The sequence below is a fragment of the Methanolinea sp. genome, from assembly GCA_030055515.1.
GTDB lineage: Archaea > Halobacteriota > Methanomicrobia > Methanomicrobiales > Methanospirillaceae > Methanolinea_A.
The window spans coordinates 96863-122948 of record JASFYI010000003.1 but is presented as its reverse complement, the minus strand read 5'-3'; the positions used below and the strand labels follow the sequence as shown (position 1 = coordinate 122948).

Annotated in this window: 30 protein-coding genes and 1 tRNA gene; 9 read left to right on the top strand and 22 right to left on the bottom strand. The window is 65.4% G+C overall.

The genetic code is table 11. The features are described 5' to 3' along the window. Window positions 1-16 precede the first annotated feature (16 nt). Window positions 17-886, bottom strand: coding sequence for a DNA glycosylase (locus QFX32_06880; GenBank protein MDI9633764.1), 870 nt, complete (start codon window positions 884-886; stop codon window positions 17-19). 135 nt (window positions 887-1021) lie between these two features. Here QFX32_06880 and QFX32_06875 point away from each other — a divergent pair, with 135 nt between their 5' ends. Continuing rightward, entirely contained in the window at window positions 1022-1348 is a 327-nt protein-coding gene (locus QFX32_06875) for a hypothetical protein (protein MDI9633763.1), read from the top strand. Window positions 1349-1518: 170 nt separating this feature from the next. Continuing rightward, a complete protein-coding gene (locus QFX32_06870; protein ID MDI9633762.1) occupies window positions 1519-2010 on the top strand; it encodes a hypothetical protein in 492 nt (163 codons plus the stop codon). 85 nt (window positions 2011-2095) lie between these two features. Here the strand turns inward: QFX32_06870 and nifB are convergent, their stop codons facing one another. Beyond that, entirely contained in the window at window positions 2096-2989 is an 894-nt protein-coding gene (gene nifB / locus QFX32_06865) for a nitrogenase cofactor biosynthesis protein NifB (protein ID MDI9633761.1), read from the bottom strand. A gap of 170 nt (window positions 2990-3159) precedes the next feature. Here nifB and QFX32_06860 point away from each other — a divergent pair, with 170 nt between their 5' ends. Beyond that, entirely contained in the window at window positions 3160-3771 is a 612-nt protein-coding gene (locus tag QFX32_06860) for an FKBP-type peptidyl-prolyl cis-trans isomerase (GenBank protein ID MDI9633760.1), read from the top strand. Between the two features lie 771 nt (window positions 3772-4542). On the opposite strand, the gene QFX32_06855 is transcribed toward QFX32_06860, so the two are convergent. The 9 genes from QFX32_06855 to QFX32_06815 all read right to left on the bottom strand — a co-directional run bounded on the left by QFX32_06855 (window position 4543) and on the right by QFX32_06815 (window position 12471). Beyond that, window positions 4543-4617: transfer RNA gene (locus QFX32_06855), tRNA-Val, on the bottom strand. Window positions 4618-4720: 103 nt separating this feature from the next. After that, a complete protein-coding gene (locus QFX32_06850) occupies window positions 4721-5404 on the bottom strand; it encodes a class I SAM-dependent methyltransferase (GenBank protein MDI9633759.1) in 684 nt (227 codons plus the stop codon). Window positions 5405-5531: 127 nt separating this feature from the next. After that, entirely contained in the window at window positions 5532-6476 is a 945-nt protein-coding gene (gene mch / locus QFX32_06845) for a methenyltetrahydromethanopterin cyclohydrolase (GenBank protein ID MDI9633758.1), read from the bottom strand. 76 nt (window positions 6477-6552) lie between these two features. Beyond that, window positions 6553-7686, bottom strand: a complete 1134-nt coding sequence (locus QFX32_06840; protein ID MDI9633757.1) for an ORC1-type DNA replication protein — start codon at window positions 7684-7686, stop codon at window positions 6553-6555. 34 nt (window positions 7687-7720) lie between these two features. Beyond that, window positions 7721-8188 carry a hypothetical protein gene (locus QFX32_06835; GenBank protein MDI9633756.1) on the bottom strand — a complete coding sequence of 156 codons (468 nt, stop codon included), beginning with the start codon at window positions 8186-8188 and terminating at the stop codon, window positions 7721-7723. A 101-nt stretch (window positions 8189-8289) separates the two neighbouring features. Further along, a complete protein-coding gene (locus QFX32_06830) occupies window positions 8290-9822 on the bottom strand; it encodes a beta-ribofuranosylaminobenzene 5'-phosphate synthase (protein ID MDI9633755.1) in 1533 nt (510 codons plus the stop codon). 68 nt (window positions 9823-9890) lie between these two features. After that, window positions 9891-11063, bottom strand: coding sequence for a cofactor-independent phosphoglycerate mutase (locus QFX32_06825; GenBank protein MDI9633754.1), 1173 nt, complete (start codon window positions 11061-11063; stop codon window positions 9891-9893). A 7-nt stretch (window positions 11064-11070) separates the two neighbouring features. Continuing rightward, a complete protein-coding gene (locus QFX32_06820) occupies window positions 11071-11538 on the bottom strand; it encodes a small multi-drug export protein (GenBank protein ID MDI9633753.1) in 468 nt (155 codons plus the stop codon). A gap of 3 nt (window positions 11539-11541) precedes the next feature. Continuing rightward, window positions 11542-12471 carry an NAD-dependent epimerase/dehydratase family protein gene (locus tag QFX32_06815; protein ID MDI9633752.1) on the bottom strand — a complete coding sequence of 310 codons (930 nt, stop codon included), beginning with the start codon at window positions 12469-12471 and terminating at the stop codon, window positions 11542-11544. A 42-nt stretch (window positions 12472-12513) separates the two neighbouring features. On the opposite strand from QFX32_06815, the gene QFX32_06810 reads away from it, so the two are divergent. From QFX32_06810 to QFX32_06785, 6 genes are all read left to right on the top strand, one after another. Next, window positions 12514-13395 (top strand): methanogenesis marker 12 protein, encoded by an 882-nt coding sequence (locus tag QFX32_06810; protein ID MDI9633751.1) that lies wholly within the window; start codon window positions 12514-12516, stop codon window positions 13393-13395. Between the two features lie 59 nt (window positions 13396-13454). Further along, window positions 13455-13997, top strand: coding sequence for a pyruvate ferredoxin oxidoreductase subunit gamma (locus QFX32_06805; protein MDI9633750.1), 543 nt, complete (start codon window positions 13455-13457; stop codon window positions 13995-13997). A 3-nt stretch (window positions 13998-14000) separates the two neighbouring features. Further along, window positions 14001-14261 (top strand): 4Fe-4S binding protein, encoded by a 261-nt coding sequence (locus tag QFX32_06800; GenBank protein ID MDI9633749.1) that lies wholly within the window; start codon window positions 14001-14003, stop codon window positions 14259-14261. A 1-nt stretch (window position 14262) separates the two neighbouring features. Then, entirely contained in the window at window positions 14263-15420 is a 1158-nt protein-coding gene (locus QFX32_06795) for a transketolase C-terminal domain-containing protein (protein ID MDI9633748.1), read from the top strand. Beyond that, window positions 15417-16313 carry a thiamine pyrophosphate-dependent enzyme gene (locus QFX32_06790; protein ID MDI9633747.1) on the top strand — a complete coding sequence of 299 codons (897 nt, stop codon included), beginning with the start codon at window positions 15417-15419 and terminating at the stop codon, window positions 16311-16313. The genes QFX32_06795 and QFX32_06790 overlap by 4 nt, the downstream gene beginning before the upstream one ends. Window positions 16314-16406: 93 nt before the next feature. Beyond that, window positions 16407-16778 carry a response regulator gene (locus QFX32_06785; GenBank protein MDI9633746.1) on the top strand — a complete coding sequence of 124 codons (372 nt, stop codon included), beginning with the start codon at window positions 16407-16409 and terminating at the stop codon, window positions 16776-16778. Here QFX32_06785 and QFX32_06780 read toward each other — a convergent pair. The 11 genes from QFX32_06780 to QFX32_06730 form a co-directional block, all read right to left on the bottom strand. After that, window positions 16741-17304, bottom strand: a complete 564-nt coding sequence (locus QFX32_06780) for a DUF5803 family protein (GenBank protein MDI9633745.1) — start codon at window positions 17302-17304, stop codon at window positions 16741-16743. The two genes, QFX32_06785 and QFX32_06780, sit on opposite strands and share 38 nt — an antisense overlap. Beyond that, window positions 17301-18512, bottom strand: a complete 1212-nt coding sequence (gene thrC / locus QFX32_06775; protein MDI9633744.1) for a threonine synthase — start codon at window positions 18510-18512, stop codon at window positions 17301-17303. Before thrC ends, QFX32_06780 begins: the two co-directional genes overlap by 4 nt. Window positions 18513-18608: 96 nt before the next feature. After that, window positions 18609-19400, bottom strand: coding sequence for a nitrilase-related carbon-nitrogen hydrolase (locus QFX32_06770; GenBank protein MDI9633743.1), 792 nt, complete (start codon window positions 19398-19400; stop codon window positions 18609-18611). Between the two features lie 147 nt (window positions 19401-19547). Further along, entirely contained in the window at window positions 19548-19997 is a 450-nt protein-coding gene (ndk, locus tag QFX32_06765; protein MDI9633742.1) for a nucleoside-diphosphate kinase, read from the bottom strand. Between the two features lie 6 nt (window positions 19998-20003). Further along, a complete protein-coding gene (locus tag QFX32_06760; protein MDI9633741.1) occupies window positions 20004-20195 on the bottom strand; it encodes a 50S ribosomal protein L24e in 192 nt (63 codons plus the stop codon). Window positions 20196-20203: 8 nt separating this feature from the next. Then, complete coding sequence (locus tag QFX32_06755; protein MDI9633740.1) at window positions 20204-20413, bottom strand: 30S ribosomal protein S28e; 210 nt, start codon at window positions 20411-20413, stop codon at window positions 20204-20206. A gap of 9 nt (window positions 20414-20422) precedes the next feature. Further along, window positions 20423-20791 carry a 50S ribosomal protein L7Ae gene (rpl7ae, locus tag QFX32_06750; protein ID MDI9633739.1) on the bottom strand — a complete coding sequence of 123 codons (369 nt, stop codon included), beginning with the start codon at window positions 20789-20791 and terminating at the stop codon, window positions 20423-20425. A 139-nt stretch (window positions 20792-20930) separates the two neighbouring features. After that, a complete protein-coding gene (locus tag QFX32_06745; GenBank protein ID MDI9633738.1) occupies window positions 20931-23024 on the bottom strand; it encodes a DUF2298 domain-containing protein in 2094 nt (697 codons plus the stop codon). Then, a complete protein-coding gene (locus tag QFX32_06740) occupies window positions 23017-23982 on the bottom strand; it encodes a lysylphosphatidylglycerol synthase transmembrane domain-containing protein (protein ID MDI9633737.1) in 966 nt (321 codons plus the stop codon). The genes QFX32_06745 and QFX32_06740 overlap by 8 nt, the downstream gene beginning before the upstream one ends. Next, on the bottom strand, window positions 23966-24691 hold the full coding sequence (locus tag QFX32_06735) for a glycosyltransferase family 2 protein (GenBank protein MDI9633736.1): 726 nt from the start codon (window positions 24689-24691) through the stop codon (window positions 23966-23968). The genes QFX32_06740 and QFX32_06735 overlap by 17 nt, the downstream gene beginning before the upstream one ends. After that, complete coding sequence (locus QFX32_06730; GenBank protein MDI9633735.1) at window positions 24691-25914, bottom strand: NAD(P)/FAD-dependent oxidoreductase; 1224 nt, start codon at window positions 25912-25914, stop codon at window positions 24691-24693. The genes QFX32_06735 and QFX32_06730 overlap by 1 nt, the downstream gene beginning before the upstream one ends. Window positions 25915-26086 lie beyond the last annotated feature (172 nt).

Genomic DNA, 26086 nt, shown 5'->3' with positions numbered 1-26086 from the left:
GCGGGCTTGGGCGCCCTCACCCGGGCGCGCCCATCCCCCGTTCCTCCCCCCTCCCCGCGAGCTCGTGCCGCATGCAGTAGAGGTACTCCTGGGCGTATCCGGCATACTCCCCGAAGTACGCCCTCCCGAACCTGCTCACCTGCTCGTACTTCCGGAAGTCCCTGCACGCGGGGTAGTACGCCCGCATGATCCTCTCCACCCATACGTCGACCGGGAAGACGTCGTACCTCCCGAATGCGAAGAGGAGCACGCAGTCAGCGACCTTCTTCCCGACGCCGGGGAGTTTCTGGAGTTCCCTCCTCGCCTCGGGCGACGGGAGGGATGCGATCTCCTCTGCCCACCCGGGCCGCCCCGAGAGGATGCGCGCCGTCTCCGCGAGGTACCGAGCCCTGTACCCGAGCCTGCACCGGCGGATGAGATCGTCTCCCGCGCGGGCGACCGCGTCGACGGAGGGGAACGCGTGGAGGCCGGGTTCCCCGCCGGGGACGGGTTCGCCGAGGTACTCGCGGAGGAGGGAGACCCTCTTCCTTATCCCCGGGATGCTCGCGTACGTCGCGCATATGAAGGACGCGAGGCATTCCCACGGGGGTTGCCGGACGATGCGCAGCCCGGCACACCGGGAGATCGCGCGGCCGATGACGGGATCGATGTCGATCTCGGAGAGGATGGAGGGCAGGTCGACGTCGAGCGCGAAGTAATCCCGGACGAACCGGCGCGGAACACCGGAGTACACGAGCCGGTCGCCGCGCTGCGCGACCCGTACAGCGTTTCCCCCCACGACCCCTCTCCACGTGTCCCCGAACTTCTCCCAGGAGAACACCTGCCCGCACGAGAGGGTGAGATCGAGGTCGAAGGGCTGGCCGGGATCGAGGGCGAGCGATGGCATGACAGGTCGTTCTCCGGATCAGTTGGGTTTTCCCCCGATATCAGCGTGCGGGCCCGGGAACATCCCCGCGGGCGCGCGGATTTTCGCACCGCGCACCACAGCCTTTTTTATCATTGGTCTTCTGAGAGTTACTCCATGGATTTGGTCGATGTCCTGCGGGCATTCCTCGAGACCGGGGAGGACTGGGAGAGGAAGAACACCTCGTTGAACGGCGTCTCCATCATCAAGCTCCCGGGGACGAAGACGCGCCCTCCCTCGCTCGCAATCGAGGTCAACCCCGTCAACCAGAAGGGTGTTCCCATGAAGAAGAAGGGCGTCATGGTCATGAACACGGCAGAACTCGCCGCGTTCCGCGAGATCTTCTCAAACCCGAAGGTCGACGCGCTCCTGCGGGCAATCGAGGAGGTCGCGCCCGGGAAGAAGGACCAGAAGGGTGGCCCGGACGATGTCCTGATGATATGAGGGGTGCGCGTCCCCCGTCTCCCCCGCGGGAGGGGCCCGCCGACCCGGTCTCCACGCGCGCGACGCCGGTCGCGTGGACGGGGGCACGCGGGAGGCCAAATCCGGGGTTCCGCGCGGGATCAAAGATATATCTGGGCGCAGTGAGAACAGAGGAGAGAGGATACACACCCATGGGGTCAGGAACACCGCGGGTCCGCGATGAAAAGGGCACCGGCGCCGGCCCGGTCGTCCTCCTCCTTTTGCTCGTCATCCCGATTGCATTCACCGCCGGCTGCACCGGTGACCAAGGCGAGAGGCCCCCCGTCGTGGGAGCCCCCCCGCTCCTCGTGGATTACTCGCGCACCGGGGGTATCGCCGGGTTTTCCGACCGGATGGTGATCTACAGCGATGGCCAGGCAGTCTACCAGACGCGGCAGAAGTCGGGGAGCTTCGTGCTCGATCCCGACGAGATGGAGAGGCTGGAGAGGCTTCTACGGGACGTGGAGGCCGCAGGCCTGAACGGGACGTACCCGGCCCCGTCCCCGGGGGCAGACTACTTCACCTACACGCTGGTCATCGGGAACCGCACCATCGTGACAGAGACGACCGGTGTCCCGGACGCGCTGGCCCCTCTCCTCGAGTTCCTCGAGCAGGTCCTCGGGGAGAACAGGAACAAGGAATAATTTTTTTGATTGTTCCGCGCGCCGGTCCCACGTGCTTCGCGGGATCCTCTCGGATTACTTCGGGAAAAATGGGGGGTTTCCCCATTCAGTCGGAGTACAGGCAGGACTGGACGTCCTTTCCGAGCCGCCCTATCGCGTCTGCCCTGCACCGCTGGCAGTGCCTCATCTGGCGGACGTACTTCGCGCACTCGTCCTGCATCTTCCTCTTCATCTCGGGCGTGGGCGGGGCGATGTGCGAGAACTTGTACTGGGAGATTAGGGGGATGATGTTGAAGGTGTAGACGCCCATCTCCCCGACCTTGCGCGCGATCTCCGGGATGTGGTCCTCGTTTATCCCCGGGATGTACACGGTGTTCACCTTCACGATCATTTTCCGCTCGACCGCCTTCCTGATGCCCTCGAGCTGGTTCTTGATCAGGATCTCTGCGGCCTCGCGCCCCTCGTACCTCTTCCCCTTGTAATCCACGAACTGGTAGATCTTCGCGCCGATGTCGGGATCGATCGCGTTGAGCGTGACCGTGATGTTCCCGACGTCGTACTTCTGGAGGAGATCGATCTTCTCCGGGAGGAGGAGGCCGTTCGTGCTGATGCACTTGATGACGTTGGGGAATTCCTCGTGCAGGAGCCGGAGCGTCTCGAACGTCTCCTCGTTCGCGAGGGGTTCACCGGGCCCCGCGATCCCGACAACCTTTATGTAGGGGAACTTCTCGATCGCCCTCCTGACGAGGTCGACCGCCTCGCGGGGGGAGAGGACCTTCGTCGTCACGCCGGGCCTGCTCTCGTTGACACAGTCAAAGTCCCTTATGCAGTAGTTGCACTGGATATTGCACTTGGGGGCGACCGGGAGGTGGCACCTCCCGAACGCGTGGCATGCCTTTTCAGAGAAGCACGGGTGTTCCCGGACCTTGCGGAGCTGCGCGGGATCCCACTGGACCTCCTTCCCGCCGACACTGGCGACCCTGTACTCGTCTTCTGCCATTGAAAATACCCCGGAACGCGCGTCTTACCCGTTTTATGGAAGCTTGGACGTTAAATAGAATTCGATTCGGACACGGTTTCACAGGTTTTTCCGGAAAGACAGGGGACGGGCACGGGTGGCGCACTCGATTCCGACGGTGTTATCTCCAAACAGGCACATACCCCGATCCCATGGAACGGGGGTGGAATAAGACGCAGGGCACGCACCGGGAGGCCGCCCTGCCCTTCGCGTGCATCGCGCTCGCGCTCGTGCTCATGCTCGCGGTCGCCGCGTCAGGCTGCACTGCGGCCGAGAAGACGCCCGCCCGCGGAGCCGCGCCCGGCGACACCGTGAGGGTCACGTACCGGATGGCATTTCCCGGCAGCGCGCCGTTCGAGAGCAACGAGAACGCGACACCCCTGGAGTTCGTCCTCGGTTCCGGCGTGATGATCGAGGGGTTCGACAGGGCGATCGTGGGGATGCACCCGGGAGAGACAAGGACGGTCCTCATCCCGGCCGAGCTCGGGTACGGCCCGCGCGACGAGAAGAAGGTGGGTGTCGTGAGCACGCCGCTCCTCACGAGGAAACTCGACGAGCTGGAACAGAACGGGACGTTCACGAAGGTGGAAATCCCCGGTGTCGAGGGCCTCATCCTCAAGTACAGGCTCCCGGACGGCAAGGTCGTGTTCTACGTCTTCACGAATATCACGGCGGAGACGACGACGGTCGACCAGAACCACCCCCTCGCGGGCCGGGACCTCGAGGCGACGATCACGCTGGTCGACATCGTGAAAAGGGCGTGAGAACTGGTAAGGCCGTGACCCTCGCGGGTCGACCGCGGACCACCCGGTCCTCCTTGTCGGCCGGTTCCGAGGAATCTCCCTATAAAATCTCCTTCTTGGAAAAGCAGTCTTTTACGGTGAACTTTGGGATGCACCGGGGAACCTCCCCGGTGCGATCCGATACCTTTTTCACTCCGATGTGATATCTCATTCTGGTGTACCGGGAAGCGCCGCCACCTTTAAAGCCTGGAGTACTGCCTATATTGATGCCACCTTGATTGTATAGTGCTTTTTCAGGCAGGCGTCGCCCGCTGAACGGTGCACCAAAAAACCATTTTACGTTCTCCTATATAAATGCCATGGTCGAAAGGGTATTTTCCTCGCCCCTTTTGACATGCGTCAGACGTCTTGGAACGGAATTTCCGATTGGACCGAGATTATCCATCCACGTGGAAAAAGAATTATAATCGACCCAATTGAAAAAATAACCGCAATTATTAATTTTTCCGGAACGCAGGGGGAATCGTATACGGGACGGCTCCGGATCCCGGAAAGGGGTGTGTCTGACAGGGATCGCATAAAATGGGGTGAAAATCCGGCCCCCGCGGGGAGGGGTGCCGCAGGTACCCCTTAAATACTTTTCTATTGTGTCCCCTCCCTTCCCGGGAGCGGTCCGCGTGGCGGGGAGGGTGGCCGGCGCACCGGCCGAAAAGCAGGGGTCGGGATCCCCGGTGTTGTCGCCTGCACGTGGTGGCCGTGCGAAACAGGGGAGTGCCCGGGAACCCGTCGCCATGGGCCCGGCCGGATTCGAACCGGCGGCCTCCGCCGTGTAAGGGCGACGTCATGAACCGACTAGACCACGGGCCCAAGACAGCGAGAAGGGTTCACCTGTCAGGGTATTAAAGGCACCTGTTGGGACTCGCGGCGGGAATTCCGGGCCGCGGGCGAAGTCCCCGCGGGACCGTGCTGATCAGGGGGACCTCGCAAAGAGTCCCTCTATTTCCGCCCGCTTTCTCTGCCCCTTCCCGACACCCATCATCCACGAGACCTCGCGGAGCGTGACGGGGGAGAGATCGGGAAAGAGGTCGCAGATCTCGTCGCGGGAGAAGAAGTGGGTGGGAATCCCCGTCCCCCTCACCCGGGTCCCCTCCTCGACCTCCTCGCCCCGTCCCGCGCGGAAATCGGAGAGGGAAAAAACCCTGACGAATACCTCTCCCCCCATCCTCGCGACGCGGGCAGCCTCGCGTGCCATGCGCATTCTATCGGCGAGGAGCACGTGCCCGAGGACGTGGACGAGGAAGACCATGTCGAAGGACCCGTCCCGGAAGGGTAAGCGCATCCCGTTCCCGAGGACCACGTGGACGCCCGGTGCACGGGAGGAGATCTTCCGGCAGGACCGGAGCGCAGCCCTCGCGTGGTCGATCCCCACGTAGCAGGCAAAATATTTGCGGAGCTCCGGACCGCCGAGGCAGTGGAGACCCCTGCAGTCACCGCACCCCACGTCGAGGACCCGCGTGCCGGGGCCGGGCCACGGGAGGTCCCTTGTGACCCGCCCGTAGATGCGACCCTTCCGCGCGTATTCTTCTTCCCACGCTTCCCGGTATGGATCCCGGTATGGATCTTCCACGCTCCCGGTCACCAGCCTCGCGCGCAAGCCCGGAGAATCGCGGAGCGCGTGCTCCCGCCGGGGAATCGCGGGACGGGGCGGGGAGGAGCGGGAGAGGGGAGCGGTGGCCAGCCGGGAAAAAGAGGGGAAGTTCTCATTCCCTGCCCGTTTCGCGTCAGAGGAGACCGAAGGACTTCAGGGTCACCTCGGGATTCACCCCGCCGCAGTGGTACACCACGCCCTCCGTGATCTCGTTGATGACGACCTCGGCGGGGGAGAAGAGCGAGGTATCGATCTTGTAGAAGTCGTACCCCGCTTCCTTGAAGATCTCATTGAACGGCTTCCCGTACCCCTTCGACTTGTTGCTCGGGATCTTCTCGAGGTACTCGCGGATCTCGGGCGCCTTCACCGTGAGCATGATGCGGCCATGGTAGATGGTCGCGTCGTTCGTGACACCCATCGCGAGTTTCGGCCCCCTGACGGGGGGTATCGGCGCCGTGCCAATCGCCGCGGTGATCTTCCGCGTGTCGAAGTGGAGTTCGTTCAGCTTGTACACCGCGGTCTCCACGCACCGGCCGGAGACCTGGATGGATCCGACGATCGACGATGTCGGGGCAACCACGGCACAGACGTTTGCCACATCCACGTGGCAGTCCTCGGCGATCTTCTCCATCACTTGGGCGTTGGGGAGATGGTCGCTCTCGAGGGCAATCACCGCAGAATCGAAGTCATCCTCGTACTCGATGACCTCGTACGTGTGCTTCGGCTTGAGGGAGAGCGCTCTCGCGGGACCGCTGCCCATCGCGAAGTAATTGTTGTGCTTGATGGTCCACCCGGCCTTCTGCGAGCCAAGGCACGCGATGGAGGGGAAATCCGTGAACACGTCGATGAAAGGGACGGGGATGTCCCTTATGGACCCCATCCGGAAATTGACCTCGCCGAGTCCCCCCATGCAGATTTCTGTGAAGGCCCGCCCCGCGGCGTAGCCCCCGCGGGTGCTCACGCCACAGTCGATGATCCGGGCCCCGTTATCCAATTCGTGGTACGTGGCGTTGAATTCCTCTGCGTATTCCGCCAGGTTTTCAAATATCTCGAGAGCAAGTTCATTCACGCTGAGCACGTGGAGTACCCCCTTTACCATACAACATGGTCGGACAAGAGATAAGAGTTACCAAATGATTGTTTTATAAAAGGGATCAGGAGATATACTCGCAGATTTTCGCCGGATTGTAACGGAGCGTGATGACCCGCGTGCGACCCTTCCCGTCTCGGTACTCGAGGTTCACGAGGCGCATCGCGTCCAGCTTCCTGATGATCTCGTAGAACCGTGTGTACCCCATCCCGGACTTCTCCCGTACCGCCTTGTACACGTCCCCCGCGTGCATCTCGCCCCCGCCCTCCGCGTGGCGGGCGAGCGTGGCGAGAACCGCCTTCTCCTCCGGGCGGAGGGTCTTTACTGTGGCGGCGAGGTGGATGTACCGCGAGACCTCGTACGCGCTGCAGATGTCTTCCCGCTCGATCTTGCGACTCGCCCTCTTCTCCGCGTTCAGGCCGGCGCGCTTGAGGAGGTCGATTCCGACGCGGAGGTCCCCGCTCTTCTGTGTCTGCTCCACGACGAGGTCGAACATTTCCGGGGAGAGGCAGCCGGGGTAGAGGCCCTGCATCACGCGTTCCCCGATGATCTGCCTCACTTCGTCCACCGTGTAGGGCGGGAAGTAGATCTCCGTCGGCCGGAACACGGAGGATACCCTCGCGTCGACGACGCGCGCGAGGTCGATGTCCAAGTCGCTCATGATGACGATCACCCCCGTGCGGAGACCGGGGTAGACCTCGTAGGAGCGGAGGAGCGAGTAGAGGACCCTGTTGAACTCGTTCTCGTAGAGGAGGTAATTCGCGTCGTCGAGGGCGACGAGGAGGACCTGTTCCTCCTTCTGGAGGATCCTCGCGATCGCGTCGAAGACCTGCTTGAACGATGTCCCCGACGAGGGGGGGAGGTGCCCGGAGAGTTTCCTGTACACCTGCGCGAATATGGAGAACTTCGTGTTGTCGATCTGGCAGTTGACGTGGACGGGCACGATCTTCTTCGTCACCTCCTCGATCTCGGCGAAGAGCTTCCTCACGCTCGTCGTCTTCCCCGTGCCCGGGAGGCCCCTGCAGACCGTGTTGAGCGGCCGCCCCCCCTTCAGCGCGGGCCTGATCTGGAAGGAGAGTTCCCTCATCTGCGTCTCGCGGAAGTTGAACTGCTCGGGCACGTAGTCGATCTCGAAGACCTCGGGGTCGCGAAAGAGGGTCTCGTCCCACATGAGGAGGTTCTTCTTCAGGCTGCCCATCCCTGCCCCTCCCGGCGCGGGGGGTGTGCCGGGCCTACACGTTCCGCAGACATTTCCTGCACAGCGTCCTGCTCGCAAAGAGCATGCTCATCTTCCGGTCCGCCGGCTTGACGGGAGCGCCGCACGCCTCGCACGCGTGGAGTTCCTCGGTCTCCCTTTTCTCGGCCGCGGGCGCGGCCGCAGCCGGTTTCGCCGCATTCTCCGGCACTTGCGGGGATTCCTTCGGCTGGGAATCCGTCGTCTCGGCCCTTGAGAGAGGGGGTTCCGTCGCTACCACCCCCTCCTGCCGGGGGAGGATACGCCGCCTGAACGAGTCCACCCTCTCCCTCGAGGCCTCGTCGCCCTGGCCGAATTTCCGCAGGATGGAGTCGAGGAACCGCGCGAGGTCCATTGCATCCTCCTCGGTCTCCACGGGGCCGCTCACCTCGAGCCGGAGGTTCTCGTAGTTCTCGAGGTTCACGGTGACTCCGATCGAGAGGGTCCTCTGCCCTTGCCCATCCATCGTACCATACTCTGCGGGTGGTATCTAATGAATGATCCCCCGGCGGGCCGGGGGAGTCCCGGTACCCGTTTCGCGGGGGTGCGGCTTGCGGCCGCCCGCGGTCACGTCACGGTCACCTGCGCCCCCGTGTTGCACGCGCGCGTGCAGATCGTCTCGCCACCCCCGGCGCGGTCGAGGACCTCCCTGCAGGCCCGCTCGATCTCGCCCGCGTCCCCCTCGGCAAAGCCAAAGACGGTGGGTCCAAACGAGCTCAAGCCTGCACCCGCGGCGCCCGCGTCGCGCATCGCCTCCCGCAGCTCCCGCGTGACGGGCGGCGCGAGCATGTTCTCGACCCTCTTGAACCCGAGGTCCTGCATCCTCTCCACTGCCCTGCCGAAGAGCTCGATGTCACCCTCGACGAGGGCGGGGAGGAGCGCGACGAGGACGATGTGGGAGAGCTCCCGGACCTCCTCGAGGGGGACCGGGCAGTGCGAGGCAAAGACGTCCCTCTCCACGTTTCCGCTCGCCCCTCCGGCGGCGCGGGGGATGGCGAGGATGATCTTCCAGCCCTCGGGGAACGGGTGCCGCACGGTCACCTCGGGGGGCCTCACGCCGCGCGACGCGGAGGAAGGGAGGAACGCCGACTTGTCCCCCCCGTCACCGAGGCTGTGGCCGCCGTCGCATATGAACCCGCCGAGCGCGAATGCAGCCGTCCCGATCCCGGACGTCCCCCCCCTCCCCGTCATGCGCGCGGCCTCGCGCGGCGTGCAGGCCTGGTGGTACAGCGTGCAGAGGGCAGTTGCCGCGGAGAGCGCAAGCTGCGTCCCGCGGCCGAGGCCGACGTGGCCGGGGTAGATCGACCGGAGCGTGAACTCGGCCCCGCCGGGGAGCTTGAGCGCCGTCGCGACGGCCCGGGCTGCCGCGAGGACGCGGTGTTGAGCGTCCGCGTCGCCCCCCGTCACCGAGAAACCGCTGCCCCGGCGGGCGGAGAGGACGATCCCCGGCTCGGCGAGCGCAATCCCGATCCCGCCGTCCACGCGGCCGAGGCTCCCGTTCATGTCGAGGAGCCCGAGGTGGATGCGCGAGGGGGCACGGACGACGACGTGCCGCTCGCCCGAGAAGCGCGACGCGGGGAAGGTCTCCTCGATGTGCATGAGCGGGAGGTCCCTGTGGATGATCCTGTACCTGCGCGAGAGGAAGAGGGGGTTCCCGCCGAGGCCGAAGGCCTTTGCGACCTCCGGCGACCTCGGCCCCGCGGAGACCCCCATGATCTCGCGGCGGGTCTCGAGCCTGTGGTGCTCGAGGATCTTGCCGATGGGGATGTCCGCGCGCATGAGGTCGTCGCGGAAGGAGGGCGAGAGCCTCGAGAGGGGCGTGTAGGACTCGGCGTAGATGAGCGTCTCGCCGGAGCGCGTGTCCACGAGCTCGACGATCCTGTGGTTCACCTCGTCGCCCGGGTGGATCTGGAGCCTCTCGGCGACCTCGTCGTCGGCGGGGATGACCTCCTGGAGCCTCGTCACGATCGCGACGGGTGCGCCGCAGGCAAGCTCGAGCAGCCGCGTGACCGACCCGTCGGTCCCGAGGAGGACGCGCTGGAGGGGAGAGAGGGGCCCCGCGACCTTCTCGAGGTCGTCGCACAGGGAGAATTCCTTCATGTCACCATGGGCAGGTGGGTGTCGTCCCATACAAGCCTTTTGGGGGGGGGTCCGCGTCCCCGCCGCGGTCAGGGACCCTCGGCGCCGAGGAAGAGGGAGAGGAACCGTGGACCGTCGAGGGTGCCGAGCGAGCCGCAGGCCGCCTCCCTCTCGCAGAAGGAGCGGCACCCGTCGCGCCCTGCACCGAGGATCGCGAACGGGACGGGCTCGGCGGAATGCGTGCGCGTCCGGAGCGGTGTCGGGTGGTCGGGGAGGACCGCGACCCGCGCCCTGCAGCCGCGGAGGATCTCGCCGATCATCCCGTCAAGCCTCTCTATTGCCCGGATCTTCTCCTCGAGGCTGCCGAGGTGCCCCGCCTCGTCGGGGGCCTCGACGTGGACGTAGACGAAGTCGAGCCGGCGGAGCGCGTCGAGCGCGTAGCGGGCCTTCGCGTGGTAATCGGTGTCGAGGTACCCGGTCGCGCCAGGCACGATTATCACTTCCATCCGCGCGCACCGCGCGATACCCCGCAGGAGGTCGACCGCCGAGATCATGCCGCCGCGCACCCCGTACTTCTCCTCGAACGGGGGGAGGCTGGGGGTGCGGCCGCCGCTCCACGGCCAGACGTGGGTCGCGGGGGGAAGGCCGCGCGATACCCGGGAGAGGTTGACGGGGTGGCCGTCGAACACGCGCGCGGAAGCCTCGATGCAGGAGAGGAGGACTCCCGCGTCTTCGCCGGCCGGGAGGTGGGGCGCGATCTCCTGGCCCACGATGTCGTGGGGAGGGACGGTCCTTGCCCCGCGGGCGCCGGGGACGACGAGGACATTCCGGTAGCTCACGCCGGGGAAGAGGCGGGCCGGCCTGACCCTCTCCCCGAGGGCAGAGAGGAGGGCTGCCCCCTCCGCGCTCGAGATGTGCCCGGCGGAAAAGTCCCTCATGATCCCGTCCGTGATCGTGACGAGGTTGCACCGGTATGCAATCTCGGACGGCCCGAGCGGTATCCCCATGCTCGCGGCCTCGAGGGGTCCCCTCCCGGTGTAGTACACCCTCGGGTCGTACCCGAGGATCGAGAGGTTCGCGATGTCCGAGCCGGGTTCGCAGCCGGGGGGGATCGTGCGGAGCATCCCGCAGCACCCCTCGCGCGCGATGGAATCCATGTGGGGAGTCCGAGCGTGCTCGAGGGGAGTCTCCCCCCCGAGCTCGTCGAGGGGCTCGTCGGCCATCCCGTCGCCCACGACCACGACGAACTTTTTCTCTCCCATCTCCCCTTCACGCTCCCCCGAAGAGTTCCATCAACCCGAGCACGGGGAGGGTGGTGATGAGGGCCGCCACCACTGCCCCTGCTGCTATCGCCGCGAGGGCGTCCCTGAAACGGACCCGGAACACGAAGGCCGCGGCGCAGCCGGTCCACGTGCCCGTGACGGGGACCGGCATCGCCACGAAGAGGAAGAGGGCGGGAGCCCCGTAGCGCCGCACCATCGCCTCGTGGCGCCCCGTCCTCGAAAAGAGCCACGAGAAGAACCTGTCCATCGCGCGGGAACGGGCGCGGAGCCATCCCGAGACGGGGTCGAGGAGGAGGAGCAGGGGAACGACGGGGAGGAGGTTGCCCGCGATGCCGAGCGCGAACGCGGTCGCGGGGGGAAAGCCGTAGAGGATGGCGAGGGGGATCGCGTACCGCGCCTCGAAGAACGGGAGCGCACCGAGAACCACGACGACGAGGGCCGAGACGACGTCCATCCTCTACTCCAGTATGGCAGAGATTGCCTTTTTTACGCTCTCCCGCGACCCGAGGGGCGGGTGCCACCCGAGCGCCTTCAGCTTTTCGACCGAGAGCTGCATCCGGGGGACGTCGCCCACCCACCCGCGCTCCCCGCCGGTGAACACGTACTCGACACCGGAGAGACCCATGCCCTCGGCGACGAGGTCCGCGATCGTGCGGACGTCGATCCAGTCCTCCGAGCCGATGTTGAAGGTGTTCACGGTTCCCGAGGAGTGGTCGGCCGCGTAGATCATCGCCTCCACGCAGGCCGTCACCTCGAGGTACGACTTCTTCTGCCTGCCGTCGCCGAGGATCTCGAGCCTCTTTGGGTTCTCGGAGAGTTTCCTGATGAAGTCGTGGATGACGCCGTGGGAACTCCTCGCCCCGACGATGTTTGCGAACCGGAATATCCACGACCTCATCCCGAAGCTATGGCAGTACGCGGATATCAGAGCCTCGCAGGAGAGTTTCGTCGCCCCGTACACGGAAACGGGCTCGAGGGGAGCGTAATCCTCCGGCGTCGGGATAATCCTCGCGTCCCCGTACACCGTGGACGTCGAGGTGAAAGCGATCTCGGGCACCCCGGCCGCGCGCATCGCCTCGAGGACACGCCACGTCGCGAGGATATTGTTCTGGACCTGCGACTCCGGGGAGAGCGCGCCCGCCCGGACGTCGGGATCGGCCGCGAGGTGCCACACCCTCTCTGCCCCGGAGAGGCAGTCCTGCCAGCCGTCCCCGAGGAGATCCTCCCTCACGAGCCGGACCCTCCCCCCCGCGATGTGGCCCGCGATGTTCCGCTCGGATCCCGTCACGAGCGAGTCGATGACGCAGACCTGCTCCCCGCGGGCCACGAGAGCGTCCACGAGGTGCGAGCCGATGAATCCCGCACCCCCCGTCACGACGCAGGCCATAATACCCTAATATTTGGTTCTCCCACGTAAAGGAGTAGTGTTATGTTCATCGGGATCGACCACGGGACCTCGGCGATCAGGTTCTCCGCGGGGCCCGGCGGGCCGAGGTTCAAGGTTCCGAGGGGGGACGCCGTCCGCTTCACGCTCGAGGACATCGGGGCAATCTGCCCTGTCGGGGAGATAGAGGGAATCGCGCTCTCCTACTCGATGGGGGACAATTTCTCGGCCATCACCCCCGTGGGGAGACTCTCCCACAGGGGGGTCGTCAGCAGGGAAGGTGCCGGGAAACACACGGGTGGCGGGACGCGGGTCTTTGACGTCATCGCGGCGAGCGGGGTTCCCGCCGTCGCGGTCCCCGGCCTCCACCGCGGGTCCCCGACGGATCCCCGTTTCAGGGTCTACTCGCACCAGGCGAGCCCCGAGAAGGTCGGCATCGCCTACCTCGTGGCGCGTGACCTGGGCCCCGACGTGGTCGTCTCGGACGTGAGCTCGAACACCGTCACGCTCCTCGTGCGGGAAGGGAGGATCGTCGGCGCCATCGATGCCTGCATTTTTGCCCCGGGGACGGAACACGGCGCACTCGACGTGGATGCCATCCGGAGGATAGACCGCGGGGAGATCACGGCGAACCAGGCGTTCCTGCAGGCCGGCGTGAACCACACGCTCCCGCCGGGGGAGAGGCTGCCCGCGCTCGCCCTCTTCGCCGCGATGGAATGCGCGGCCCTCCTCCTCCTCGCCCCCCGTGCCCGGGTCGCCGTCGCGGGGAGCATGGCTGCAGCGGTGGGGGAGGGCGTCGGAGCGCTCCTCGGGAGGGACGTTGCCATCTACGACGAGTGGTGCGCCGCGGATGGCCTCTCGCTCATCGCAAGGGAGGTCTTCTCCCGCGGCGCGGACTCGGTCCTCGGGATCCCGGTACAGCGGTGAAACGACCGAATCGCACCATTTTATTATGATTAATAATGTAAAATGATACAGTGATTTCCTTGCGCGAGCTGCGTATTCATGGTCGTGGCGGACAGGGATCGGTCACGGCCGCGGAACTGATCGCCGTGGCGGCCTTTGCGGGCGGCGTCTACGCGCAGGCGTTCCCCGCATTCGGCGTGGAGAGGAGGGGAGCCCCTGTCCAGGCATTCGTCCGGTTCGACGACAAGAAGATCAGGCTGCGGAGCCAGGTCTACGAGCCTGACTACATCATCGTCCAGGACAGCACGCTCATCGCCGACGTCAATGTCTTCCAGGGCCTGAAGCCCGGGGGAATCGTCATCGTGAACACCGAGAAGCCCCTGAAGACGAAAGTTCCCCCGGGAGTGAGGGTGATCACGCTGGACGCGACGAGCATCGCCCTGAAACACCTCGGCGTTCCCATCACCAACACGACCCTCATGGGTGCATTCGCCGCGGCGAGCGGCGAGATAAGCCTCGGGGCACTCGAGGAGGCTATCCGCGGGAGGTTCAAGGGGGAAATGGCCGAGAAGAACATCGCGGCAGCGCGCGAGGCGTACGAGTTCGTGAAGGGGGTGGCGTAGGAAATGGCGCTCGGGCTAGGGTGTTCCTCGCGGCCGGGGACGTCCCGCGCAAACAGGACGGGGAGCTGGCGGACGTTCCGCCCCGTCTTCTCGCGCGAAAAGTGCACGAAGTGCAGGCTCTGCGTCCAGATATGCCCGGAAGGGTGCATCGTGGAGACCGCGGAGGGGTATTTCGAGCCGGACTACGATTACTGCAAGGGATGCGGCCTGTGCGCCGAGGAGTGCGCCGGCGAGGCCATCGAGATGCAGAAGGAGGAGAAGTAGGATGATGGAGATCATGGAAGGGTCGCACGCCGTGGCCCACGCGGTCCGGATGTGCAGGCCGGACGTCGTCGCCGCGTACCCGATCACGCCGCAGACCCACATCGTGGAGGCCCTCGCCGAGATGGTCGCCAACTGCACGCTGGACGCGGAGTACATCACCGTGGAGAGCGAGTTCTCGGCCCTCTCTGCCTGCCTCGGGGCGTCCGCGGCGGGCTCGCGCGTCTACTCGGCCACGACCTCACAGGGTCTCGCGCTGATGTTCGAGGTCTGCTTCAACACCGCGGGGTTACGGTTCCCCGTCGTCATGTCCATCGCGAACAGGGCGCTCGGCGCGCCCCTCTCAATATGGAACGACCAGCAGGATTCCATCTCGCTGCGCGACTCGGGCTGGCTCCAGTTCTACGCGGAGGACTGCCAGGAGGCAACCGACCTCCACTACATCGCCTACAGGGTCGCGGAGGACAGCCGCGTCCTCCTCCCGGCGTTCGTCTGCTTCGACGGGTTCATCCTCTCCCACGTGTACGAGCCGGTGGACATGCTCACGCAGGAGCAGGTCGACAGCTACCTCCCCCGCTACAAGCCCGTCCACAAGCTGGACAGCAAGGACCCGATCTCCATCGGTCTCTTCGCCTCCCCCGATTACTACATGGAATTCAGGTACCAGATCGACAGGGCGATGAGGGAATCGGCCCGGGTGATACAGGAGGCCGGCCGCGCGTTCGGCGAGATGTTCGGGAGGGATTACTCGGGACTCGTCGAGGAGTACCGGATGGACGACGCGGACTGCGCGATCGTCGCCATGGGGTCCATCTGCGGGACGGTGAAGGACGCGATCGACGAGATGAGGAAAGAAGGGACGAGAGCGGGGCTCCTCAAGATACGGGCATTCCGGCCGTTCCCCGCCGAGGAGATCAGGAAGGCACTCTCCGGCGTCTCGGCCGTCGCCGTCCTCGACAAGAATATCTCCCTTGGGTCGAAGGGGGCAGTGGCCCTCGAGGTGAGGGATGCACTCTACGGGAGCAACATCCCCGTCCTCGACTACGTGATTGCGCTCGGGGGGAGGGACGTGGCCAAGAAGGACGTGAAATCGGTCGTCAAGATGGCAATGGAAGGGAAAGGAGACATCTTCTACGGTCTCCGCGAGGAGGTCCTGAAATGACGGGAGAAGAACAGTGTCCCCTCTTCGAGGCCGGGCACAGGGCGTGCGGGGGGTGCGCCGCGGCACTCGCGGCACGCGCCATCCTCGACGCGGCGGGGCCGGACACGATCATCGTCTCGGCGACTGGGTGCATGGAGGTATTCTCCACTCCCTACCCCGAGACTGCATGGAGAGTCCCGTGGATCCACTCGCTCTTCGAGAACAACGCGGCCGTCGCATCCGGGATATCCGCGGCGCTCAAGAAGCAGGGGAGGAAGGAGAAGGTCATCGCCCTCGGAGGGGACGGGGCGACCTTCGACATCGGGATGCTCTGCCTCTCGGGCGCGTTCGAGCGCGGCCACGACTTCGTGTACATCTGCTACGACAACGAGGCCTACATGAACACCGGGATCCAGAGGTCCGGGGCAACCCCCTACGACGCGAGCACGACGACGAGCCCGGCGGGGAGGTGCTCGACGGGGAACCGCAGGCCGAAGAAGGACCTCCCGTCAATCCTCGCGGCGCACGGCGCACCCTACGTCGCGACGGCCTCGATCGCGTACATCCCCGACCTGAAGAAGAAAGTAAAAAAAGCCCTCGACACGGAGGGGCCCTGCTACGTCCAGGTCCACGCGCCCTGCTGCACCGGCTGGGGTTTCGAGGGCGAAAAGACACTCGCGATCGCGAGGCTCGCGGTCGAGACAGGGCTCTTCGTCATCTTCGAGATGGAGAACGGGCAGCTTACCCGCGCAAAGAAGGTCGCGAGGAAACCCGTCGAGGAGTACCTCTCGCAGCAGAGGAGGTTCCGGCACCTCTTCACCCCCAAGAGGAACGACGCGGAGATCGCAAAGATACAGGCCATCGCGGACAGGAACGCGGAGAGGTTTGGAATCGACATCACTGTGAAGAAATAAAATTTTTTATTCCGGGGCACCAACCCCCTCTACGGGGGTATCCCGCACATTCCCGAGAGTGGAATGAATGCTTCGGGCGCGCGTGTTCTCTTCATGGACGACGAGGAGGGCATACGCGAGATCGTGAAAATATACCTCGCGAGGCTCGGGTACCGCGCAGAGGTCGTTGCCGACGGGGAGGCCGCGAGGGAATCCTACGAGAGGGCGCTCCGGGAAAGCGATCCCTTCGCGGTCGTCATCCTCGACCTCTCCGTGAAGTCGGGCCCGGACGGGATCGAGACGCTGCGCCTGCTGAAGGCGATCGACCCGGGCGTGAGGGCGATCATCACGACTGGTTTTACCGACGACCCGATCGTCTCGCGGTACAGGGAACTCGGGTTTTCCGCCGTGGTCCCTAAGCCATTCCAGATGCAAAGGCTGGACGAGGCTATCCGCGCGGTCCTCTCGGGGGATTCCCCCGCGTGAGGAGGAACGGGGCGAGCATCACGAGTGCGACGACGACCCAGAACTGGGCAAAGAGGAAGAGGAGCTCCTCGCGTTCCCTCTCGTAGAACCTGACTTCCGCGACCCTCGTCGCGTTCCACGAGATCGAAAGCCCCCCGTCCGGCAGGGTCGAGACGGCAGCGCCGGGGCTGACCGCGCCGAGGGCAGGGTTCCTCGCGTCGAACCCGGGCGGGAGGACAACGGAGACGCGGCGTGGCCGATCGAAGACGGCGAGGAAGTCCCGGTCGCGGACCGGCCCCTGGAAAGAGAGGGTGTAGTTCCCCCGCGGGAACCGGATCGCGGAATCTCCCTTCCACGTGAACGTGCACGGCGAACAGTCCCCCGCGAGGGTGACGTTCTGCGGCCTGAACGGGACCATCTCCCCGAGGAAGCCCGGCTCGGAGAACTCGTAGCCCGTCGCGTCGGAAAGGTCGAGGGACGCGGTGTACGCTGTCCCGTTCGGGAGGATCCGGAACTCCGCCACGTCCGCGGCGAGCGACTGGATCACGAGGAGAGTCGCAGCGCAGAGAGCAAGGAGGGCAGGTCCGCGTCGATCTCGACAGGTGCGGGACATTGGCGTATCACTGTCTCAGGGTCCTTGAGGAGGTGGCCGGTCACCACGCACACGACCGTCTCGTCCCTCCCTATCACGCCAGCCTCGGCGAGTTTCTTCACCCCCGCGACAGACGCGGCGGAGGCAGGTTCCACCCCGATCCCCTCTTTCCGCGCGAGTTCCCGCTGCATCGCGAGGATCTCGTCGTCCGTCACGGCCTCCGCGCACCCGCCCGTCTCCCTGATCGCGACGAGCGCCTTCTCGGCATTCACGGGCGCGCCGATCCGGATCGCGGTGGCTACCGTCTCGGGACGGGGTTCAGGTTCCACGGCGGGGAGACCCTCCCGGATCGCCCTCACGACCGGTGCCGAGCCCGCGGCCTGTATCCCGGTCATCATGGGGATCCTGTCGAGGAGACCGAGCGCAAGGAGCTCGCGGAACCCCTTGTAGACCGCGGAGATGTTCCCCGCGTTCCCGACGGGGAGGACGACCCTGTCAGGAACGGACCCTAGTTGGTCGAGCACCTCGAATCCTATGGTCTTCTGCCCCTCGAGCCGGAAGGGATTCACCGAGTTGAGGAGGTAGAGGCCGTGGGTGGTGCAGAGCTCCTGGACCATCTCGAGTGCCCGGTCGAAGTTTCCCCTTATGGAGAGCACGCGGGCGCCGTGCATCAGCGCCTGCGCGACCTTCCCGAGCGCCACCTTCCCGGCGGGGAGGAGGACGACGGCGGGGATCCCCGCCTTTGCGGCGTACGCCGCGAGGCTCGCCGAGGTGTTCCCCGTGCTCGCGCACGCGACGGAGTTTTTCCCCAGCTGGAGGGCCATGCTCACGCCCACCGTCATCCCCCTGTCCTTGAAGGACCCGGTGGGGTTCATGCCCTCGTGCTTCGCGTAGAGTTCCGGCACCCCGATCTCCTGCCCGATGCGGGGGAGGTGGTAGAGGGGGGTTCCCCCTTCCCGCAGGGTGACCGGGGGAATCGAGACCGGGAGGAGCTCCCTGTAGCGCCAGACGGAGAGGGGCCTCTTCTCCCACGCGCCCCTCTCGACGTCGAGCTCGTCGAGATCGTACTCCACCGAGAGGAGGTGGCCGCAACGCCCGCAGGAATAGACGACTTCGTCGGGGGGATACGTGGCCCCGCACCCGACACACACGAGACTGTACATGTACATGGAGATAGTCGCTCTCCACGGGTAAATAGGAGGCGGATTGGCGGGGAGGGCACGTGCCCACCTGCGGGCGGGGGGCCCCAAAAAAACCCGTCACCCGCGCGAGCCGCCGGCCGGGGGGAGATCGGACCGCCGGTCTCTCCCCACCGGGAGCGCGGCCCGGACCCTCTCGACGAACTCCCTGCGCAGCTCACAGGAGTAGACCCCTTCCTCCGCCCCCGCGGAGATGACGGGGGCCCCCGTCGGGTCCGCGACGATCGTCCCCCCCTTGTACACGTCCACGGGTGTTGCACCCGTCGTGTTGATCCCCGCGACGTACACCTGGTACTCGAGGGCGCGGGCCCGAACGAAGAGCTCCCAGTGGGAGAGCCGGGAGGCAGGCCAGGCTGCGGGGACGAGTATGCCGTCCACCCCCGCATCGCTGTAGAGCGAAAAGAGGGACGCGAATCGAAGGTCGTAGCAGATGGCAATCCCGAACGTCATTCCCCCGAGGGGGAACGTCGCGATCGACTTCCCGCGCTGGTAGTATCGGTCCTCGCCCGCGGGGGAGAAGAGGTGGCACTTCGAGTACTCCGCGAGGATCTCTCCCCTCGCGGAGATGGCAACGCACGTGTTCTCCGGGCGGGGTCTCGCGTTCTTCCTGAGCGACCCGAGCACCGCGATGGAATACTCCTCCGCGAGTGCCTGGAGCCTCGCGACGATCGGGCCTGACATGTCCTGGACGTGCCGGAGGGAGGAGGGATCCCACCCCGTCGCGAACTGCTCGGGGAAGCAGACGAGATCGCCCCCTTCCCGCGAGGCCCTCGCGATGCAGTGTTCTGCCTTCGCGAGGGTCGCGTCAGGGTCTTCCCACACGCTCCGGATCTGTGCGCAGCACAGGATCATAGGTGCTGAAGATCTCTCCGGAAGACACCATGAGCCTTCCCCCGCCCCGGGATACTCCGCCAGCCGGGAAGACCAACCGGGAAATGCGCTCGCCGGGAGGCGTGCGGGAGGCGTTTGGAAAAAAGGGAGATCGGGGAGCGGGCCGCGTCACTCGTAGATCGACGGCTCGTCGACCCGCCGGTACGTGACTATCTCCTCGGGCGAAAAGTGGAGCGATATCTCGCGGGCAGCGCTCGCGGGGGAGTCCGAGGCGTGGATGACGTTCCTCCCGGTATCGAGCGCGAGGTCGCCGCGTATGGTGCCGGGCGCGGCCTCCGCGGGATTCGTCGCCCCGATCATCCTCCTCACGACCGCGACCGCGTCCCTGCCCTCCCAGACCATGAGGAAGCAGGGGCCGCTCTCGATGTAGTGGCGCAGGGACGGAAAGAAAGGTTTGTCGATGTGTTCCCTGTACTGCTCGAGGATCTTCTTCTCCGGGACCTTCTCGAACCGCGCCGCGACGAGCTTCAAGCCCTTCCTCTCGAGCCTCCTGATCACCTCGCCGACGAGACCGCGCGCGACGCCGTCGGGCTTGACCATCACGAACGTCCGGTCCACGCCCGGTCACTCCTTGCCCATGGCCTTCCGCCCCGCGCGCGTCCACGGGACGTTCCTTGGGGTCCTCCCGAGGCGGAAGTTGTTCTGGCACTTCGAGCTGCAGAAGTAGAAGACAGACCCGTCCTTCCGGACGAACATCTTCCCCGTGCCCGGCTCGATGAGCTCCCCGCAGAAACTGCAGTTCTTCTGTTCGACCATGGGACTCCTCACCGCCTCGAGAGCTTCTTTGCCTCGCGCTCGGTCTCGAGGAGCATCAGGATGTCACCCTCGCGGATGGGGCCCACCGTGTTCCGCGTGATGATCCGGCCCTTGTTTGGCCCGTCGAGGATCCTGCACTTCACCTGCATGGCCTCGCCGTGCATCCCGGTGGGGCCGATCACCTCGATAACCTCTGCGGGTGTTCCTTCGTCAGCCATGGATCCATCTCACGCCTTCAGCTCGCTGACCTGCTTGATGATCTCGTCCACGAGTTCCTTCGCCTTCCCGGGCTTGACGATCGCCGCCGCGGCCGACCCCACGTCGAGCCCGCTCGCGGTCCCGATGTCGTTCTGCTTGTTGATGAAGAGGTACGGGATCTTCTTCTCCTCGCAGAGCGGCGGGAGGTGCATCACGATCTCCTCTGGCTCCACGTCCGCCCCGATGAGGACGAGCGTCGCGATACTTCGCTCGACCGCCTTCGTTGCCTCGTTCGAACCTTTCTTGATCTTCCCCGTCTCCCGTGCAATCTCGAGGGCCTCGAGTGCCTTGTTCTGTATCTCTTCAGAAACCTGGAACTTGACGTATGACTTTGCCATGACCCACCTCATTCAGGAGTCGCGTCTCCTTCATCACTCATCAGTCAGTACCGACGATGCAGCCATATGAATTCGACAGGTGCAGGCATAAATGTTTGGAGGAGGGCGGTCCACGACCGGTTTTTCGCGGGAGGATTCCCTATTCGAGGGCGTAGATCGAAACGCCGTCGCGGTCGTAGACGGCGGGGAGACCGGCATCCCCGAGCCGCACCGCGTACCTCTCCCTCTCGGGCTCACCCACGTACACGTGGGTCACGTTGTACTTGCGCATCAGGGTCGCGGTGGATGCGGGGTCCTCGTAGATCGCCCTCACGTCCGCCTGCCGCGTCCCGTACCACCCGCCCTCGTTGCCCCGCCACATGTACTCGTGGAAGGGCCACCCGATGATCGTCGGGATCCCGGTGAATGCGGAGACCCTCCCGAAGTACGTGTAGTCTCCCCCCTCGGCCTCCACGATGCCCCCGACATGGGGGAGCGATCGCAGGAAGGCGATCGCCCGCGCGTCCCCGGGGTGCGCCGAGTCAAGGTACGCGAGGCCGTCGAGGGTCCCCCCCTTGTAGGGGGGATCGAGGGAGACCGCGAGCGGGGCGGCGACGAGGAGGACGGACACCGCAACCAGCGCGAGGTTCCTCGCCCACTGGGGGACGCGCCCCTCCGGGACGTGCCTGCCGATCGCCCCGGAGAGCATGGAGAGCGAGGAGGCTCCCATCAGGATCCACGCCGCGATGTACAGCTTGAAAACCGTGTTCATCCTGTAGTACGCGTCGCCCATGTTGTCCTTCAGGTAGACGACCTCGCAGGCGATGACGATCGCAAGGCCGAGTGCCGCGAGGACCTCCCCTGCCCCGCGCCTCTCCCCCGAGACGATGCCTGCGAGGGCCCCGGCGAGGGGGACCGCCGCGATCGCCGCGGATACGTACCCGGCCAGCGCGAGGGAGACCGGGACGGCGAGGAGCAGGGGCATCCTCCTGATCTGCGGGGCGAAAAAGAGCACCATGGGGAGGAGGAAAAACCCGTGGACGAGGAGGAACTCGGGCGGTGCCGTGGGCGAGTGGACGAGGCCCACGCCCATGATCCCCTGCGATCGCATCTGCGAGATGAAGGGGAGGTACGCGATCCCCGCGACTACCGGCACGGAGAAGAGGAATGACCACGGCGAGAGGAATATTCTCCCTGCGCATTCCCGCACTGCGCCCGCGATCGGGATACGCGTGGCATTAAGGGTCGCAGGGGGGTTCCCCGGCGGGGGCGACCCGCGCGACGCAACCCCCACGAGGATCCCGAATACGACAGTGGCAGGGGCATAGACGAGGACGTCCCACGTGTTGGTGGGCGGCATCGAGCCGAGCGAGAGCCCGCTCGTGAGGACGAGGATGATCCGGCTCCCCACGCCGAGGTCCCCGTATCTTTGGAGGGTGTAGACGAGGAGGAAAACGAGGAGGACCTGGTTGAAGATGCCGACGACGTGGGGGTGGACGTCGCCCCAGAGGAAGGAAAAGAGGGGGTACTCGTTGATGGTGTTCGATATCGTCCGCGTGCTGTCCCACAGGACGGATCCCGCTGCCTTCCCCTGGATAACCTGCCAGAAGAAGGAGGGGTTCGGGAGGATCAGGACTGCGGGGAGGACCCACGGGAACCTCGGGGCGAGCAGCCGCCCGAGGGCATAGAGCACCACGGCAGAGTAACCAAAGACGGTCGGGAGCACGAGGTTGAACGCGACGTGCGACGGCACGCCGCTCGCGATCCCCATCACCCCGAACATCCAGTAGCCGAGGTAATAGTACACGTCGAGGAAGCCCCCCGCAAACCACGGGTCGAGGGGCGGGACGACGGGGGTCCTCATGACGGAGGCGAGGAAGGCGTGGTCCATGAATTTCTCCGCGTACGAGATGCTGGGGTTCGCGAACCGGACGCACAGCATCGACGAGAAGAAGATCGCAAATACAGCGAGGTACGGCCACCCCTCCCGGAGAATCTCCCGCGAGTATTTTTTCCCCCACGCGGAGAGGAGAAAGAGCGCGGCGAACGGGACGAGGGCGAGGGTTACCGGCAGGCGGAGGAGCCCGCAGTACCAGCTCGAAAGCGAGAAGAGGAGGGCGGAGAGGGGGAACGAGACCGCGCAGGCAAACCCCGGGAAAGTTCCCCGGACTGAGGGCCATAGGGAGAGCTGGAGGAAGAAGACGAGGACGAGCCACGAGAGAACATAAAGGACCTGCGTGACCGGGTCAGTCAGTCTTCATCCCCCCGAACCTCTCCGAGATCGCGGTCCGGATGCTCCCGAGCACCCACCCGCCGAAGGAGTAAATCGAGACGGCACCGCCGCCGAGCGTGACGAGGTTCTTGACGAGGTGATCGACGATCGCGATCATCAGCGCGCCCTGTGCCGGGACGCCCCCGAGGGTGAAGGTGAGCGCGAGCGCAAGTTCGTAGGTCCCCACGCCGCCGGGGGTCAGGGGGACAGCCTTGACGAGGTTTCCGATCACGATACCGAGGACGACGGTGGCAAAAGGCACGGTAATCTGGAACATCATCACCACGCAGACGCATACCAGGACGTCCATCACCCATATCACGGTGGAACCGGCGGAGAGTGAGAGGAGGGCACGGGGCGAGAGGGATGCCTCGCGCACCTGGTGGATCACCCCGAAGATCGCCTGCATCACGCGGTTCTTGGGAAAAGTTTTCCTCGTGAGGACGAGGAACAGGAAGAACGCGAACCCCCCGGCAATCGGGATCGCGACGGTCGTGTAGAACCAGCCGGGTGCATTGAGGACAAATGGGAGGGAGACTGCCCCGAGTGCCGCCACAAGCAGGATGTCAAAGACGCGCTCCACGACGATCGACGACAACCCGCGGGACGCGGACGTCCCGAACTCGTGGCGGAGGATGAATATCCGCACGAGGTCGCCGAGGCGGGCGGGGACGACGAGGTTTGCCGTCTGGCTCACGAAGATGCATGCGACCGAGAACGTCGTCCCCGCGGGCACCCCGAGGGAGGAGAGGATGCCCCTGTACCGAAGCCCCCGAAGCCACCACGACCCAAGACAGATCGCGGACGCGAGGACGAGGTAGTGCCACACGGCGTGCTCCGCGGTGACGAGGAGATCGTCCCATATCGTGGAGACCATGAAGGCCACGATCCCGACAGCGAGGAGCGTCGAGACGAGGATCGCGCTAGCCCTTCTCCACATGCAACTGCCACCACAGGCGGAAGATGGCCCGCCCCATCTCCCAGACGTCCCTCCGCCTCACGGTCGTGCCCCGCCCCTCTCTCCACCGCACGGGGAACTCCCTGACCGAGTACCCCTTCCTCTGTGCCCTGACGAGGACTTCCGTGTCCCAGAACCAGTGCGTGTCCCGCACCTCCGGCAGGAGGGCAAGCAACCTCTCCCGCCTGAACGCCTTGAAACCGCACTGGTGGTCGTGCACCCGCGACCCGAGGATACGGCGGACGAGAAAATTGTACACGCGGCTCGCGATCTCGCGGCTGCTGCTCCTCGCGATCTTGCTTTCCGGCAGGAGACGGGACCCCGTCGCGATGTCGTGGCCCTCCCTCACCGACCCGACGAGCTCGGGGATGTGCGCGAGGTCCGTCGCGAGGTCAACGTCGAAGTAGCAGACGATGTCGCCCCTCGCGGCAGAAAAGGCCCTCGAGAGGGCTCTCCCCCGGCCGAGGCGCGTGTCGCTGTGGAGGAGCCGGACGCGGTTGTCCCTCCTCTCCCACTCTTCCGCGACGGAGGCGCTCCCGTCCGTGCTCCCGTCCTCGGCCACGATGAGCTCGAAGGGATACCCGGCTGCCTCGAGGGCCGCGATCGCGGAGGGGATCGCGCGGGAGAGACTCTCCCTGTCGTTGTAGACGGGGATGACCACGCTGACGAGGTTCGCGGGGGACCCCTCCATCAGCCCGCCTCCCTCCCTACGAGTTCTGCGACCTCCGTCCCGGCAGCGACCGCGCCCTCCATGCTCCTCTCCGGGTAGTTCGGCCGGGAGAACATCCCCGCAAAGTAGAGGCCCGCGGCCCTGTACGGCAGGATCTTCTCCGCGTATCCCGTCACGTAGAGCGGGCCGGCATACTGTTCCACCGCGAACCTGTGCCAGTGGATCTCCCCCCGCGGTATCCCAAACCTCGTGCAGAAGTCCGAGAGCATCCTCTCGTCCGCTTTCTCAGGGAGCTTCCCGTGGAAGTAGGATGCGAGGTAGACGAGGTGCTCGCCGTACCTTTCCCGGGGGACGAGGTTCGTGTGGACGATCACCGCGCCGTAGGGCGCGGGATCCTTCATGTTCAGCCAGTAGACTCCCCCGGCAGGGTCCCGTCCGAGTCCCGCGAGCACGCACGCTGCCCCCTGGTACGGCACGGGTTCCACGTCCGGGACGGACATCGGGGGGAGCGCCTGGGGAGGCACGGTCGAGATGACGGCATCGTACCGGCGGTCGTTCACCCGCCAACCCCCCGCTTCCCTCGCGAGCTTCTCGACGGGGTCGCCGAGGCGGATGGTGCAGTCCCTCCCCACCCGCTCCGCAAGGGCACTGATCACCGCGTGGAAACCCCCCTTCAGGTACCCGAGGCGCTCCCCCGAGAGGCCGCGGTGGGACCGGATCGCGATCCTGCTCACGAGCCAGGCCGCGGAGATCCTGTCCCTGTAGTCCCCGAACTTGCTCGCGAGGAGCGGCTCGAAGAACGACTCGTACGTCCGTTCCCCAAGTGCTCCCACGATGAACTCGCGGGCCGTGACCCCGTCGAGCGAGGCGGCGTCGATCGACCGTGACCGGAGCGTGAGGAGGGCGAGCCTCGCCTTCTCCCAGAGCGTGAGGTAGGGGTACGAGAGTATCTGGCCTGGCGTGGTGAGGGGGTACACCTTCCCCCCCGCGAAGTACCCCGTCGACCCGCTGAACCACTCGAGCCTGTCACGGAGCCCGAGCGTGCCGAGGAGCGAGAAAAACCGGTTGTCACCCGAGAAGCAATGGTGGTAAAAAGACTCCACGTGCGTGTCCCCGACCTCGTAGGACGCGAGGCATCCCCCGAGCCTGTGGCGTTTCTCGTAGAGGTCGACCTCGTGCTCCTTTCCGAGGGAGAGGGCCGCGGTAAGACCGGTGAGCCCGCCGCCGATGATGCATACCTTCATGCAGCGTTCCTGTTACAGGTTGGGAAATTGGGATGAAAAAGGCTCCGCATTGGAAATTGTCTCTTTTAATCAGTTTTGGCGGGACCGCCCCCAAGGAAAGTATTTGAACTCCCGAGAGAAAATCATAATATTCCAAGAAATTAAACGTCCCTTCGGGATAAGCGGGCTGGTG

Bases quoted from the DNA above. Each gene is read 5' to 3' on its own strand.
- QFX32_06880 (MDI9633764.1), bottom strand. From the start codon at position 886: ATGCCATCGCTCGCCCTCGATCCCGGCCAGCCCTTCGACCTCGATCTC.
- QFX32_06875 (MDI9633763.1), top strand. From the start codon at position 1,022: ATGGATTTGGTCGATGTCCTGCGGGCATTCCTCGAGACCGGGGAGGAC.
- QFX32_06870 (MDI9633762.1), top strand. From the start codon at position 1,519: ATGGGGTCAGGAACACCGCGGGTCCGCGATGAAAAGGGCACCGGCGCC.
- nifB (MDI9633761.1), bottom strand. From the start codon at position 2,989: ATGGCAGAAGACGAGTACAGGGTCGCCAGTGTCGGCGGGAAGGAGGTC.
- QFX32_06860 (MDI9633760.1), top strand. From the start codon at position 3,160: ATGGAACGGGGGTGGAATAAGACGCAGGGCACGCACCGGGAGGCCGCC.
- QFX32_06840 (MDI9633757.1), bottom strand. From the start codon at position 7,686: ATGGGCAGCCTGAAGAAGAACCTCCTCATGTGGGACGAGACCCTCTTT.
- QFX32_06835 (MDI9633756.1), bottom strand. From the start codon at position 8,188: ATGGATGGGCAAGGGCAGAGGACCCTCTCGATCGGAGTCACCGTGAAC.
- QFX32_06830 (MDI9633755.1), bottom strand. From the start codon at position 9,822: ATGAAGGAATTCTCCCTGTGCGACGACCTCGAGAAGGTCGCGGGGCCC.
- QFX32_06825 (MDI9633754.1), bottom strand. From the start codon at position 11,063: ATGGGAGAGAAAAAGTTCGTCGTGGTCGTGGGCGACGGGATGGCCGAC.
- QFX32_06820 (MDI9633753.1), bottom strand. From the start codon at position 11,538: ATGGACGTCGTCTCGGCCCTCGTCGTCGTGGTTCTCGGTGCGCTCCCG.
- QFX32_06815 (MDI9633752.1), bottom strand. From the start codon at position 12,471: ATGGCCTGCGTCGTGACGGGGGGTGCGGGATTCATCGGCTCGCACCTC.
- QFX32_06810 (MDI9633751.1), top strand. From the start codon at position 12,514: ATGTTCATCGGGATCGACCACGGGACCTCGGCGATCAGGTTCTCCGCG.
- QFX32_06800 (MDI9633749.1), top strand. From the start codon at position 14,001: ATGGCGCTCGGGCTAGGGTGTTCCTCGCGGCCGGGGACGTCCCGCGCA.
- QFX32_06795 (MDI9633748.1), top strand. From the start codon at position 14,263: ATGATGGAGATCATGGAAGGGTCGCACGCCGTGGCCCACGCGGTCCGG.
- QFX32_06790 (MDI9633747.1), top strand. From the start codon at position 15,417: ATGACGGGAGAAGAACAGTGTCCCCTCTTCGAGGCCGGGCACAGGGCG.
- QFX32_06785 (MDI9633746.1), top strand. From the start codon at position 16,407: ATGGACGACGAGGAGGGCATACGCGAGATCGTGAAAATATACCTCGCG.
- thrC (MDI9633744.1), bottom strand. From the start codon at position 18,512: ATGTACAGTCTCGTGTGTGTCGGGTGCGGGGCCACGTATCCCCCCGAC.
- QFX32_06770 (MDI9633743.1), bottom strand. From the start codon at position 19,400: ATGATCCTGTGCTGCGCACAGATCCGGAGCGTGTGGGAAGACCCTGAC.
- QFX32_06760 (MDI9633741.1), bottom strand. From the start codon at position 20,195: ATGGTCGAACAGAAGAACTGCAGTTTCTGCGGGGAGCTCATCGAGCCG.
- QFX32_06755 (MDI9633740.1), bottom strand. From the start codon at position 20,413: ATGGCTGACGAAGGAACACCCGCAGAGGTTATCGAGGTGATCGGCCCC.
- rpl7ae (MDI9633739.1), bottom strand. From the start codon at position 20,791: ATGGCAAAGTCATACGTCAAGTTCCAGGTTTCTGAAGAGATACAGAAC.
- QFX32_06740 (MDI9633737.1), bottom strand. From the start codon at position 23,982: ATGTGGAGAAGGGCTAGCGCGATCCTCGTCTCGACGCTCCTCGCTGTC.
- QFX32_06735 (MDI9633736.1), bottom strand. From the start codon at position 24,691: ATGGAGGGGTCCCCCGCGAACCTCGTCAGCGTGGTCATCCCCGTCTAC.
- QFX32_06730 (MDI9633735.1), bottom strand. From the start codon at position 25,914: ATGAAGGTATGCATCATCGGCGGCGGGCTCACCGGTCTTACCGCGGCC.